Here is a 12,966-nt window from a genome sequence, read left to right on the forward strand (position 1 = left end):
CGGTCGGGGTTTACTTCCTGTCGCCACCGGGGATCTTGCCTTCCACGCCCTTGACGTAGAAGTTGATGCCACCCAGGAACTTGTCGTCGGCCACCACGTCTTTTTCCAGCACGGGCTTGCCGTCCTGGCCGACGATGGGGCCCTTCCAGATCTGGAAGCTGCCGTCCTTCAGGCCCGCCTTCACGGCTTCGACCTTGGCCTTGGTGTCGCCAGGCACGTCTTCGGCAATGGAAACGATGTCGATCGCGCCTTCCTTCACGCCCCACCAGGCCTGGCCCGTGGCCCAGGTGCCATCCAGCGCATCCTTGGTGGCCTTGATGTAGTAAGGACCCCAGTTGATGACGGCCGACGCCAGGTGGGCCTTGGGGCCGTAGGCGGTCATGTCGCTGTCCCAGCCGAAGGCGCGCTTGCCCTTTTCCTGGGCGGTCTTGAGCACGGCGGGCGAGTCGGTGTTCTGGAAGAGCACGTCGGCGCCGCCGTTGATCAGGCTGGTGGCGGCTTCGGTTTCCTTCGGCGGGCTGAACCACTCGTTCACCCAGACCACCTTGGTCTTGATCTTCGGATTGACCGACTGCGCGCCCAGCGTGAAGCTGTTGATGTTGCGGATCACTTCAGGAATCGGCACCGAGCCCACCACGCCCAGCGTGTTGGTCTTGGTCATGGCGCCAGCGATCACGCCAGCCATGTAGGCGCCTTCGTAGGTGCGGCTGTCGTAGGTGCGCATGTTCTCGGCGGTCTTGTAGCCGGTGGCGTGCTCGAACTTCAGGCCCGGGTTGTCGGCCGCCACCTTGAGCATGGACTCCATGTAGCCGAAGGTGGTGCCGAAGATCAGCTTGTTGCCCTGGCCTGCCAGATCGCGCAGCACGCGCTCGGCGTCGGCCGACTCGGGCACGCTTTCCACAAAGCTGGTCACGACCTTGTCGCCGAATTCCTTTTCCAGGGCCTTGCGGCCGTTGTCATGCGCATAAGACCAGCCGCCATCACCCACGGGGCCGACGTAGGCAAACGCGATCTTCAGAGGCTCGGGCTTGGATGCGGGCGCTTCGGCCGCAGGGGACGGTGCGGGCGCAGGCGCCGGGGCCGACTCTTCCTTCTTACCGCAGCCCGCAAGCGCGGCGGCAGCCACGGCAGAGAGCGCGGCCACCTTGAGCAAAGAGCGTTTCTGCAGATCAGTCATGTGGTTTCCTTATGAAAAAGAGGGTGGCAACAATGTAAGCAAAATTTCAGGAGCCAGGATAAAACGGTTTACCCAGCGATGCCGGCATGTTCACCCGGATCCATGCCGGATTGCGTGAAATCAGCGCCAGCACCACGATGGTGGCCACATACGGCAGCATGCTCAGCAACTGGCTGGCCACCTGCACGCCCGTGGCCTGCAGATGGAACTGGAGCATGGTCACGCCACCAAACAGGTAAGCACCGAGCAAGACACGCGCCGGGCGCCAGGTGGCAAAGGTGGTAAGGGCCAGCGCGATCCAGCCGCGCCCGGCCACCATGCCCTCCACCCACAGCGGCGTGTACACGGTGGAAATGTAGGCCCCCGCCAGGCCGCACAGCGCGCCGCCTGCCATCACCGCCGCCAGCCGGATGCGGCGCACGGGGTAGCCCAGCGCATGGGCCGACCCGGGTGACTCGCCCACCGAACGCAGCACCAGCCCTGCGCGCGAGCGGTACAGGAACCAGACCAGGGCCGCCGCCAGCAGCATGGTGAGGTACACCAGCGGGTGCTGCCGGAACAGCGCGGGCCCGAGCAGCGGCACATCGCCGAGCACGGGAATGGCGTACTGGGGCAGCTCGGGCAGCTTGGCCTGCACGTAGCTGATGCCCGCAAAGGCCGAGAACCCCACGCCAAACAGGCTGAGCGCCAGCCCCGTGGCGTACTGGTTGGTGTTGAGCCAGATCACCAGCACGCCAAAGATGGCGGCCAGCAAGGCCCCCGCCGCCATGCCGGCGGCAAAGCCCAGCCAGGTGTTGCCGGTGTGCACCACCGTGGCAAACCCCGCGATGGCGGCACACAGCATCAGGCCTTCGGCGCCCAGGTTGACGATGCCGGCCTTCTCGTTGATGAGCAGGCCCAGGGCTGCAATGGCCAGCACGGTGCCCGCGCTGAGCGTGGCACCAATCAGCAGTGCATAGGCTTCCATCACTGGCCTCCCGTGGAAATATTGCGGTTGCCGGCCCAGCGCACACGGAAGGCAATCAGCGTGTCGCAGGCCAGCAGCGTGAACAGCAGCAGGCCCTGGAATACGCCCGTGAGCGACTTGGGCAGGCCCATGCGCGACTGCGCCAGCTCGCCGCCGATGTAGAACATGCTCATCAGGATGGCCGAAAACACCATGCCCACCGGATGCAGCCGCCCCACGAAGGCCACGATGATGGCGGCAAACCCATAGCCGGCCGGCACGTAGGGGGTGAGCTGGCCAATCGGCCCCGCCACTTCCAGCGCACCCGCCAGGCCGGCGGCTCCGCCCGACACCAGCAGCGCCGTCCACAGCGCGCGGCGCGACGAAAACCCGGCATAGCGCGCCGCCGCCGGCGCCAGCCCGCCCACCTGCTGGGCAAAGCCCGCCCGCGTGCGAAACAGGAACACCCACAACGCACCCGCACCCGCCAGCGCCAGCAGCAACCCGATGTTCACGCGCGAGCCCTGCATCAGCCGCGGGATCTGCGTGACCTTCTCGAAGGTCTTGGTCTGCGGAAAGTTGTAGCCCATGGGGTCTTTCCAGGGCCCATAGACCAGGTAGCCCAGCACCAGCGTGGCCACATACACCAGCATCAGGCTGACCAAAATTTCGTTGGCATTGAACCTGTCGCGCAGCAGCGCCGTGAGTCCCGCCCAGGCCATGCCGCCCAGCACGCCGGCCAGCAGGATGGCGGGCACGATCCAGGGGCCTGTGGCCTTGTCGGCCAGCAGCGCCACGCCACCGGCCACTACCGCGCCGATGACGAACTGCCCCTCGGCGCCGATGTTCCAGACGTTGGAGCGAAAGCACACGGCCAGCCCCAGTGCAATCAGCAGCAGGGGCGTGGCCTTGACCATGAGCTCGCCCAGTGCGTATTGCGAACGGATGGGCTCCCAGAAAAACACCTGCAGGCCGCGCACCGGGTCCTTGCCCAGCGCGGCGAACAGCGCAATGCCGATCAGCACCGTGACGGCCAGGGCCAGCAGCGGCGAGCCGTAGCTCCACCAGCGCGATGCCTGCGGGCGGGGTTCAAGACGGAACATGCTGCGCCTCCTGGGTGCGCTGCGCGAGCTGTTCGCGGTTGCTGGCCAGATGCGCCTGCACGTCGGCATGCCACAGGCCGCTCATCCATTCGCCGATGCGCTCCACGGTGGCTTCGGAGCGGGGCACCGAGGGTGACAGGTGCCCCTTGGCCACCACATGCAGGCGGTCACAGATTTCAAACAATTCGTCCAGCTCCTCGCTCACGACCAGCACGGCACAGCCGGCATCGCGCAGCGCCAGTATTTCACCGCGGATCTGCGCGGCCGCGCCCACGTCCACGCCCCAGGTGGGTTGCGAGACGATCAGCAATGCGGGGTTGGCATCGATTTCGCGCCCCACGATGAACTTTTGCAGGTTGCCCCCCGACAGCGATTGGGCCGCCGAGTGGGGACCACCCGCCTTCACGTTGAAGCGCTCGATGAGGGCCTGGGCATGTTTTTGCAGCGCCCCCATCCGGATCCAGCCGCTGCCCGAGACCGCGTTGGTGCGCGTGAGCAGCAGGTTGTGCGCCAGGCTCATGGTGGGCACGGCACCGCGGCCCAGGCGTTCCTCGGGCACGAAGTGCAGGCCCAGCGCCCGGCGCTGGCGGGGGCCCATGCGGCCCGCGTTCTGCCCCGCCACCTGGATGCTGGCCGGCTCGGCGCGCTGGTCTTCGCCCGACAGGGCATAGAGCAGCTCCTTTTGCCCATTGCCCGAGACACCGGCGATGCCCACCACCTCGCCCGCCTTCACCTCGAAGGACAGGTCCACCAGGTCCACGCCGAACTGGTCGGCGCGCGGCAGCGACAGGCCCTGAACGCTGAGCACGGTGGCGCCGGCCTGCACATCTCGGTGCTCCAGGGCCGGCGGCTCGGCGCCGATCATCAGGCGCGAGAGCGAGGCATTCGATTCCTCGGCCGGATTGCAGACGCCGGTGACCTTGCCGCCACGCAGCACAGTGCAGGCCGTGCACAGCGCACGGATCTCATGCAGCTTGTGGCTGATGTAGAGAATGCTGCAGCCCTCGGAGGCGAGCTTGCGCAGCACCACGAACAGCTTCTCGACCGCCTGGGGCGTGAGCACCGAGGTGGGCTCGTCCAGGATCAGCACCTTGGGGTTGGTGAGCAGCGCACGGATGATCTCCACGCGCTGCATCTCGCCCACGCTCAGCGTGTGCACCGGGCGCAGGGGGTCGATACCCAGGCCGTATTCGGTGGCCTTGGCCGCAATGCGGGCGGTCACTTCGGCCAGGGCGTAGCGCTTGTCCAGGCCCAACCACACGTTCTCGGCCACCGTGAGGGTATCGAACAGGCTGAAATGCTGGAACACCATGGCAATGCCCAGCGCGCGGGCCTCTTGCGGGTTGCGCACCTGCACGGCCTGGCCGTTGAAATGCAGGCTGCCTTCATCGGGCTTGACCGCACCGTAGATGATCTTCATCAGCGTGGACTTGCCCGCGCCGTTTTCGCCCAGCACGGCATGGATCTCGCCGGGCTGCACCGTCAGCGAGACACCGCTGTTGGCCACCACGGCCGGGTAGCGCTTGGTAATGCCCACCAGCTGCAGCCGGGGCGGCACCGCACCGGAACCGCCCGGTTTGCCCGGCTGGAGGGGAATGGGGGTGGAACTCATGCGGGCGATTGTCGCTCAGTTTTCACGAACGGAAATTGGGTTAAAAACAAGGTTTGCTCTTATTCCACATAAGTTAGCAGCTATATTTTTAGAAGCAGATACCCGCTTGCATCGGGTGTGGAAATTGCGATGCGTGCCTGGGCGGCATAAGCTTGAGCCGGCGCCAGCGCCGGGTGCGTGCTGGCGCTCTGCCGGTCATCAACCTCTTTACGGTCGTCTTTCGAATCGAAGTGGCATTTTCCCCATGACAACCCGACCCTTGCAATTCTTGCGCCGTGGCCAGCCCGTGGCGCTGGGCAATGTACCACCCGACCGCACGCTGCTGCAGGTGCTGCGCGAGGATCTGGGTTGCACCGGCACCAAGGAGGGCTGCGGCGAAGGCGACTGCGGCGCCTGCACCGTGGTGCTGGGCGAGGCCCGCGATGGCCGGGTGCACTACAGCGCCGTGAACAGTTGCATCCGCCTGGCGCATTCCGTCAACGGCATGGCACTGTGGACGGTGGAAGACCTGGCGGAAGACCCGCTGATCCAGCCGGTAGCCTCGGCCCACAAACCGTCGCGAGCGGACGGCGGGCTAGGCGCACGGAGCGCAGGAACCGGAATGGACATGCAGGTCCATGAGGATTCCGAGCACCGCGCAACGACGCACCCCGTTCGCGCAGTAGGTTTGCATCCTGCACAAGAGGCCATGGTGCAGTGCCACGGCTCCCAGTGCGGCTTCTGCACGCCCGGCTTCGTCATGAGCCTGTTCGGCATGTACCAGAACCATGTCTGCCACGGTGCGCCCATCACCCGCGAACTGGCGCAGGAAGAACTCTCGGGCAACCTGTGCCGCTGCACCGGCTACCGCCCCATCCTGGACGCCGCGCAGCAGATGGCCGCCCTGCCCGCCATGGCCGTGAACGAAGCTCTGCTGCTGCAAGAATTGGAGCTAATGGCGCATACCCATCCATCGCCAGAGGCAGATTCTTCGTATATTTCCCCCACCACGCTGCCCGCCCTGCTGGCCGCGCGCGCGGCCCACCCCGGCGCCCAGGTGGTGGCCGGCTGCACCGATGTCGGGCTGTGGGTGACCAAGCTGCACCAGCAGTACGCACAGGTTCTGGACGTGACGCGCGTGGCCGAGCTGCGCGCGGTGCAGCTGGACGCGCACCACATCCGCATCGGCGCAGCCGTCACGCTGACCGACGCCTTCGCCGCCCTTACCGCGCAGTGGCCGCAGCTGCACCGCTTCGCCAGCCGCTTTGCCGGCCTGCCCGTGCGCAACGCAGGCACACTGGGCGGCAACGTGGCCAACGGCTCGCCCATCGGTGACTCGATGCCGCTCCTGGTAGCCCTGCGCGCCCAGGTGGTGCTGGCCAGCATGCGCGGTGAACGCACACTCGCGCTGGAAGAGCTTTACACCGGCTACCGCCAGAACGTGATGGCGGCCGACGAGCTGCTGGTGCGCATCGTGGTGCCCCGCCCCTCGGCGCAAGAACAATTGCGGGCGTACAAGATCTCCAAGCGCTTTGACGACGACATCTCCGCCGTCTGCCTGGTGCTGAACCTGGACATCGTGAACGGCACGGTGCAACGCGCCAGCATCGGCGCGGGCGGCGTGGCCGCCACACCGGCGCGCGCGCTGCAGACCGAAGCCGCCCTGGCGGGCCAGCCCTGGACCGAGGCCACCGTGCAGCGCGCTGCCGCCGTGCTGCAGGCCGAGTTCAGCCCCATCTCCGACATGCGCGCCAGCGGCGCCTACCGCCGCCAGGTGCTGGGCAGCCTGCTGCAGCGCTATTGGCTCGAAAGCCAGGGCCAGCCCTCGACAAGCCTGGACACTTTGGCGCTGGAGGTTGCCGTATGAACGCCCCCCACACCATCGCCGAAACCGCCCTGCCCTCGCCCATTCGGGCCGCTATGGGCCAGTCACACATCCACGAAAGCGCCCGCGCCCAGGTGGCCGGGGCCGCCCACTACATCGACGACCTGCCCGAGGTGAAAGGCACGCTGTACGCCGCGCCCATTCTCTCGACCGTGGCGCACGGCCGCCTGAACGGCGTGGATGCCAGCGCAGCGCTGTCCTTGCCCGGTGTGCGCGGCGTGGTGCTGGCGGCCGATGTGCCGGGCGACAAGATCCTGGCCGCGTTCGCACATGACGAGCCCGTGTTTGCCATCGAGACCGTGCAGTTTGTCGGCCAGGTCATCGGCCTGGTGGTGGCCGATTCGGTGATGCAGGCGCGCCGCGCGGTGCGCGCCGTGAAGCCCGACATCACGCCCCTGCCCGCCGTGCTCACGGTGCAGGAGGCACTGAAGGCCGAGAGCCATGTGCTGCCGCCCGTTTTCGTGCGCCGGGGCGACGCGGCCACGGGCCTGGCGCAATCACGGCACCGGCTGAGCGGCGCGTTGGAAGTGGGCGGCCAGGAGCATTTCTACCTGGAGGGCCAGATTGCCTACGCGCTGCCGCTGGAGCAAAAGCAGTGGTGGATCTACTCCAGCACCCAGCACCCCGGCGAAGTGCAGCACTGGGTGGCGCACGCCTTGGGGCTAGACAACCACGCCGTGCGCGTGGAATGCCGCCGCATGGGCGGCGGCTTTGGCGGCAAGGAGACGCAGGCCGGGCACCTGGCCGTGTGGGCCGCCGTGGCCGCGAACAAGCTGGGCCGCCCCGTCAAGCTGCGCCTGGACCGGGACGAGGACTTCATGCTCACCGGCAAGCGCCACCCGTTTGCGTATGCATATGACGTGGGCTTTGACGACACGGGCCGCATCACGGGCCTGCAACTGCAGATGGCGGCCAACTGCGGCTTCAGCGCCGACCTGTCGGGTCCCGTGGCCGACCGGGCGGTGTTCCACGCCGACAACGCCTATTTTCTCGAAAACGTGGAAATTGCCTCGTACCGCTGCAGGACGAACACGCAAAGCCACACGGCGTTTCGCGGCTTTGGCGGCCCGCAGGGCGTGATCGTGATCGAGGCCATCCTGGGCGACATCGCGCGCGCCCTAGGGCGGGACGCGCAGGATGTGCGCCTGGCCAACCTCTACGGCACCACGGAACGCAACGTCACCCACTACCAGATGGCGGTGGAGGACAACATCCTGCACGAGCTGCTGCCCACGCTGGAGCAGACCTCGGGCTACCGCCAGCGCCAGGCCGAGATCGCCGCCTGGAACGCAAAGAGCCCCGTGCTCAAGCGCGGCATCGCCATCACGCCAGTCAAGTTCGGCATCAGCTTCACGGCCACGCTGTTCAACCAGGCGGGTGCACTGGTGCACGTGTACACCGACGGCAGCGTGCAGGTGAACCACGGCGGCACCGAGATGGGCCAGGGCCTGCACACCAAGGTGGCGCAGATCGTGGCCGACGAGCTGGGCGTTCCGCTGGCGCGCGTGCTGGTGACGGCCAGCGACACCGGCAAGGTGCCCAACGCCAGCGCCACCGCGGCCAGCAGCGGCACCGACCTGAACGGCCGCGCGGCGCAATACGCGGCGCGCCATGTGCGCGACAACCTGGCCGCATTCGTCTGCGGGCTCGATGGCTGCGGCGCGGGCGCCATCCGGTTTGCGGGCGGGCAGGTCATCTCGCCCAAGGCCGTGCGCAGCTTCGAAACGGTGGTCAAGGAGGCCTATGCCAACCGCATCCAGCTGTGGAGCGACGGCTTTTACCGCACGCCCAAGATCCACTACGACAAGGCCACGCTCACGGGCCGGCCGTTCTACTATTTCAGCTACGGCGCGGCCTGCACCGAAGTGGTGATTGACACCCTCACCGGCGAGAACCGCGTGCTGGCCGTGGACATCCTGCACGACGTGGGCCACAGCATCAACCCGGCCATCGACCTGGGCCAGATCGAGGGCGGTTTTGTGCAAGGCATGGGCTGGCTCACCACCGAGCAGCTGGTGTGGAACGACAAGGGCACCCTGGCCACCCACGCGCCCAGCACCTACAAGATCCCGGCCACGGGCGACATCCCGGCGCACTTCAAGGTTCAGCTTTGGCCCGAGGCCAACCGCGAGGACAACGTGGGCGGCAGCAAGGCCGTGGGCGAGCCGCCGTTGATGCTGGCAATCAGCGTGTACGAGGCGCTGCGCAATGCGGTGGCGGCGGGGCGCGAAGGGGATGCTGCAGCACCGGTGGTGTTGACGGCGCCGGCGACGGCGGAGAATGTGCTCAAGGCGTTGGGGCGGTTGGGAGAGTGATGTTTTTGGATGCTGGCGATAGTGGGATATGCGCTGGTAGCTATTGATTTTGTAGTGTTGGGTTGTGGGCGCTGATTGGGCCGCATGCCTTTGCTGAGGGCGGAGGCCGGGAGTCGCCCGGCATGCGAGTCCCTTTCTTTCGCGTCGCCGAAAGAAAGGAACCAAAGAAAGGGCGACCCCGCTGTCTGCGTCCCCGCCGCTGCGCGCCGGGGCAACCTGCGGTGCTCGGGTTTGGCGGGGTCTCGCTCGAACTCGCTGCGCTCAGACAATCGCGAGCCCTGATCCGCCAAACCCTGCGCTCCTCGGCGCATCCAGAGGGGCAAAGGGAGCCAAACAGCCACACGGGCCATCGCTGCGCTCGGCCCCACCTCGCGGGCGCAAGCGCCACGCGCTGCGCAACCTGGGCCTAGCGCAGCGATGGCCCGAATGGATGTCCGGCTGTTTGGCTGTTCGGCTGTCCCACCCCTGCTGGCTGCGCCTGCGGCGGGGCGGTTGTGGGGTGGCACGCGCGTCGCAGCGCGCGTGCTTCGTGAACTGACTCGCCGCAGTTGTTTGAACGGAGCGCGCCAGCGCGCAGTGAGTTCTGCGGCGCACCCCGCAACCGACATGCCGCAGGTTTGCCCCTTCGCACCGCGAAGGGGTCGCAGACTGGGGGTCGCCTTTTCTTTGGTGACTTTCTTTTGGCGAAGCAAAAGAAAGTTACTCGCACGCCGGGCGACTCCCGGCCTCCGCCCTCAGCAAAGGCATGCGGCTCAGTCAGCGCACGAAAACAAATACTACAAAATCAATAGCAACCACCGCATATCCCACTATCGCATCCAGCCCCAAACCCCTCAAACAGGCCCCAAAGCCATCCGCCCCGACGAAGTCACCGACGCATCCCTCGCATGCCGCGTTTCCACCCGATTGCGCCCCGCCCGCTTGGCGTCATAACAAGCCATGTCTGCCGCATTCAGCAACGAAGGCACGTCCTGCAAGCTGGCATCCAGCGCCACCAGGCCAATGCTTACCCCCAGCGTGAAACTGCGGCCCTGGTATGAAGGTTCCCAGGTCTGCACCGCGGCGCGCAACTGCTCGGCCAGCGCCCGCCCCCGCGCCAGGGAGCAACCGGGCAGCACCACGGCAAACTCGTCGCCGCCCAGCCGCGCTGCCCAGCCGATCTGGCGCACCTGCGACTCCAGCAGGCGTGCCACATGGCGCAGCACGTCATCGCCCGCATCGTGGCCGGCCACATCGTTCACCACGGTGAAATGGTCCAAGTCGAGAAACAGCATCACGCCATCGCCCTCAGTTTCCGCGGCATCCATGGCCGCCAAGGCCGATGTATGTGCCCGCGACGACCGTTCGGCCAGCAGCACGGCCATGCGCTGGACAAACGCTTCGCGGTTGCACAGTTGCGTCAGCGGATCGTGGGTAGCGCCCCAGTCCTGCTGCTGCTGCGCCTCGCGCGCGGCCGTCATGTCCTCCAGAATCCAGACGGTGCCACCCTCGATATCGTGTGCCTGTATCCCCCGACCCTGCACCCGTGCCCAGACGGGGCTGCCATCCTTGTGCATGAAACACACGTCCCCGTCAAACGCCCCATGGGCCACGAATTCGGCCTGCACCCTTGCGCCTAGCCGGGCGTAATCTTCATCCGATGCATAAAGAATGCGCGCCGGGCGGCCCTGCAGCTCCCTGGCGCCATAGCCGAGCATCTGGCAGGCCTGCCGCCCCACCACTTCCAGAAGGCCCTGGCGGGTGATCACGATACCCACCGAGGCGTTGTCCAGGATGGCCTGGAACTGCCCCTCCAGCTGGGCGCGCTGCTCGCGCTCATGCGCGCTGTGCTGCACCTGCCCTTCAAACACCTGCACCAGCACCCCCACCTCGCCCGTGGCCCGGGGCCACACGATGGAGTCGGTGCGCCCCCCCTGTGCCAGCTGCAGTGCACTCTGGCACAACCGGGCCAGCGGCTGCGCCATCCACAGCGTGAACACCGCCAGCAGGGCCATGCTGGCGCCCATCACCGCGGCGGCCAGCCACCAGACCTTGCGCTGCGCACCTTCCAGCGGTGCCAGCATGGCGCTGGAATCCGTCACGCGCGCCACCAGCCACTGCGGCAGAGGCATTCCGGCCATGCTCACAATGTGCGCCGGCTGCACCACGGTGGTGCCCCGCCCTGCCACAGGCTGCGCCTGCTGCAGCCATTGGGCATAGACCGGCCCCAGCCCCGGCTCATCGCGCACGCTCCCCAGAATGCGCTGCGCATCGGGGTGCGCGAGGATGGTGCCATCGCGGGTAAAGACAATCAGGCGCGAATCGTCCCGCGCCGGCGAGGTCATGGAAGGAGGCAGCAACCCTTGCGAATGCAGTTTCAGCGCCCCCGCCACCACCCCCAGAACCGGCCCCTCCTCGCGGCGCAGCGGCATGGTGAACACGACGCGTGCGCCGGTGGTGCGCGCCCCCACCAGTTCGGACACCAGGGGTTTGCCATCGCTGAGCGTGCGCCGCAGGGCATCGCGTTCGGCGGGGTCGAGGTTGGCCGCATCCTCCAGCCGCCCCGAATGCAGGTTGACACGCAACTCACCGTCCTGGCGGGCCACCTGCATGGAATCGAAGAATTGCACGGCTGGCAGGCCCTGCTGCAACAGCCAATGCAGCGATGACGGCGAACTGAGCATCTGCGGCGTGATGCCCTCGGCCACGGTGCGCAGCACTTTCTGGCTTTGCTCGATCTTGCTGGCCAGCAGCCGCGCCATCACCTCGACTTCTTCCGTCTGCTGGTCCACCAGGCGGCGGACGGCTTCGCGCTCCGAAGCACGCGAGGCCAGCCATGCCGACAGCCCCCCCGACACGGCCACGGCCAGCAGGGCTGCCAGCATCAGGCGCAGCACCAGCGGCCCGGGCAGCAACCAGCCGGGCGCATCCATTTGTGCCTGGGCGCGCTCCAAGGGCGTCATGGGCACCCCGCAGGCGATAGGCCCAGGACAGAAAGATCGTGATGGGGCAACATACAAGCAGGCTTTGCCAGAGAGTTCTCTGGCCAATATACGCAGCCCGCCGCCCCCCGCGCTTGGGTGGAACCCTCGCTTCAACCCAAGGAAAAACCCTGAGCCCGAGGGCCGGCCAGCCCGTCAGCAACCTGCCACGGACTGCAGCGCGTGCGGCTGCGGCAGATTGAGCACGTTGCCGGTGCCGGCGATCAGCCCGTGCTCGCGCAGGTGGCGCAGCACCCGCGAGAACGTTTCGGGCGCAATGCCCAGCTGCGCGGCAATCAGGCGCTTGCGCTGGTGCAGCGTGACGCTCATGGCGCCGCTGTGGTCAGGCTGTGCATGGTTGAGCAGCCACTGGGCGCAGCGTGCCTCGGCGTCCTGGGCCAGTCGGCTCACCGCCAGTTCGGACTGCGCCCGATACCCGGTGGCCAGGTCCCGCAGCAGCCCCTGCGCCACGGCAGGCAGCGATGCGCACCCGCGCCGGAACTCTTCGATGGGCAGGCGGCGCACCTGCACGCGCGTCTCCGCCACCATGTCCACCGGAAAAGGCCGTTCCAGCAAGGCAGAGGCCGCGTCCAGCCAGAAGGGCCCTTCCACCACACCCAGCTGGTGGCGCATGCGCCCATCTTCATAAACGCCGCGCAGCACCCGCCCGTTTTCAAGGTGCAGCACCGAAGTCAGGGTTTCGTTGCGCCGGCGAAGCACTTCGCCGGCAGCAATCACTTCGATCTGGGCGGGGAGTAAGAAGAATGTAGATGGCAACATGTGGGCCACTTTGCCGTGCGTTAGCACTGCGCGTTTTGAGGAAGATCAAAAGGAAGCCGGGGCTTCTGGGAGGCTGTGCCCGCTCTCTGCGTCCGGTCAAAAGCGCGGAAAACAACATCTGGCGCCTCTTTGGGGCATGGAACTTGCGGCAGATTGTTGAGGGCACGATCATGGAGCCCGCTGTGCACTGTCATGACGGTGTCATGCCC

At 67.0% G+C, this 12,966-nt stretch carries 8 protein-coding genes, 1 other RNA gene and 1 pseudogene; 3 read left to right on the plus strand and 7 right to left on the minus strand.

Annotated features, from left to right (window positions below):
- Window positions 1–10 precede the first annotated feature (10 nt).
- From BLW02_RS01970 to BLW02_RS01985, 4 genes are read right to left on the minus strand one after another with little or no spacing between them, the layout of a single operon-like run.
- Window positions 11–1,177, minus strand: a complete 1,167-nt coding sequence (locus BLW02_RS01970; RefSeq protein ID WP_092696779.1) for a BMP family ABC transporter substrate-binding protein — start codon at window positions 1,175–1,177, stop codon at window positions 11–13.
- 46 nt (window positions 1,178–1,223) lie between these two features.
- Window positions 1,224–2,144 (minus strand): ABC transporter permease, encoded by a 921-nt coding sequence (locus BLW02_RS01975; RefSeq protein ID WP_092696780.1) that lies wholly within the window; start codon window positions 2,142–2,144, stop codon window positions 1,224–1,226.
- Entirely contained in the window at window positions 2,144–3,226 is a 1,083-nt protein-coding gene (locus BLW02_RS01980; protein ID WP_092696781.1) for an ABC transporter permease, read from the minus strand. Before BLW02_RS01980 ends, BLW02_RS01975 begins: the two co-directional genes overlap by 1 nt.
- The gene (locus BLW02_RS01985; RefSeq protein ID WP_092696782.1) at window positions 3,213–4,838 is read right to left on the minus strand and encodes an ABC transporter ATP-binding protein; all 1,626 of its coding nucleotides are present in this window, start codon (window positions 4,836–4,838) and stop codon (window positions 3,213–3,215) included. The genes BLW02_RS01980 and BLW02_RS01985 overlap by 14 nt, the downstream gene beginning before the upstream one ends.
- Before the next feature lie 244 nt (window positions 4,839–5,082).
- Here BLW02_RS01985 and BLW02_RS20140 point away from each other — a divergent pair.
- Window positions 5,083–5,199, plus strand: a pseudogene (locus BLW02_RS20140) (hypothetical protein); the annotation flags it as partial.
- Window positions 5,200–5,381: 182 nt separating this feature from the next.
- Here BLW02_RS20140 and BLW02_RS01995 read toward each other — a convergent pair.
- A non-coding RNA gene (locus BLW02_RS01995) (sX9 sRNA) lies at window positions 5,382–5,457 on the minus strand.
- A gap of 48 nt (window positions 5,458–5,505) precedes the next feature.
- On the opposite strand from BLW02_RS01995, the gene BLW02_RS02000 reads away from it, so the two are divergent.
- Window positions 5,506–6,684: a xanthine dehydrogenase small subunit gene (locus tag BLW02_RS02000; protein WP_244273604.1), complete on the plus strand. Its 1,179-nt coding sequence runs from the start codon at window positions 5,506–5,508 to the stop codon at window positions 6,682–6,684.
- On the plus strand, window positions 6,681–9,017 hold the full coding sequence (gene xdhB, locus BLW02_RS02005) for a xanthine dehydrogenase molybdopterin binding subunit (protein WP_092696784.1): 2,337 nt from the start codon (window positions 6,681–6,683) through the stop codon (window positions 9,015–9,017). The genes BLW02_RS02000 and xdhB overlap by 4 nt, the downstream gene beginning before the upstream one ends.
- An 833-nt stretch (window positions 9,018–9,850) precedes the next feature.
- On the opposite strand, the gene BLW02_RS02015 is transcribed toward xdhB, so the two are convergent.
- Together BLW02_RS02015 and BLW02_RS02020 are read right to left on the minus strand one after the other, a co-directional pair.
- Window positions 9,851–11,959, minus strand: coding sequence for a sensor domain-containing diguanylate cyclase (locus BLW02_RS02015; RefSeq protein WP_092696786.1), 2,109 nt, complete (start codon window positions 11,957–11,959; stop codon window positions 9,851–9,853).
- A 174-nt stretch (window positions 11,960–12,133) separates the two neighbouring features.
- Window positions 12,134–12,757: a Crp/Fnr family transcriptional regulator gene (locus BLW02_RS02020; protein WP_092696987.1), complete on the minus strand. Its 624-nt coding sequence runs from the start codon at window positions 12,755–12,757 to the stop codon at window positions 12,134–12,136.
- Window positions 12,758–12,966: the final 209 nt, after the last annotated feature.

The sequence above is a fragment of the Acidovorax soli genome (assembly GCF_900107605.1).
Taxonomy (GTDB): domain Bacteria; phylum Pseudomonadota; class Gammaproteobacteria; order Burkholderiales; family Burkholderiaceae_C; genus Acidovorax; species Acidovorax soli.

What these genes read in the sequence shown, in the direction of transcription:
- BLW02_RS01970 (WP_092696779.1), bottom strand. Translation starts at nt 1,177, where the DNA reads ATGACTGATCTGCAGAAACGCTCTTTGCTCAAGGTGGCCGCGCTCTCT.
- BLW02_RS01975 (WP_092696780.1), bottom strand. Translation starts at nt 2,144, where the DNA reads ATGGAAGCCTATGCACTGCTGATTGGTGCCACGCTCAGCGCGGGCACC.
- BLW02_RS01980 (WP_092696781.1), bottom strand. Translation starts at nt 3,226, where the DNA reads ATGTTCCGTCTTGAACCCCGCCCGCAGGCATCGCGCTGGTGGAGCTAC.
- BLW02_RS01985 (WP_092696782.1), bottom strand. Translation starts at nt 4,838, where the DNA reads ATGAGTTCCACCCCCATTCCCCTCCAGCCGGGCAAACCGGGCGGTTCC.
- xdhB (WP_092696784.1), top strand. Translation starts at nt 6,681, where the DNA reads ATGAACGCCCCCCACACCATCGCCGAAACCGCCCTGCCCTCGCCCATT.
- BLW02_RS02015 (WP_092696786.1), bottom strand. Translation starts at nt 11,959, where the DNA reads ATGACGCCCTTGGAGCGCGCCCAGGCACAAATGGATGCGCCCGGCTGG.
- BLW02_RS02020 (WP_092696987.1), bottom strand. Translation starts at nt 12,757, where the DNA reads ATGTTGCCATCTACATTCTTCTTACTCCCCGCCCAGATCGAAGTGATT.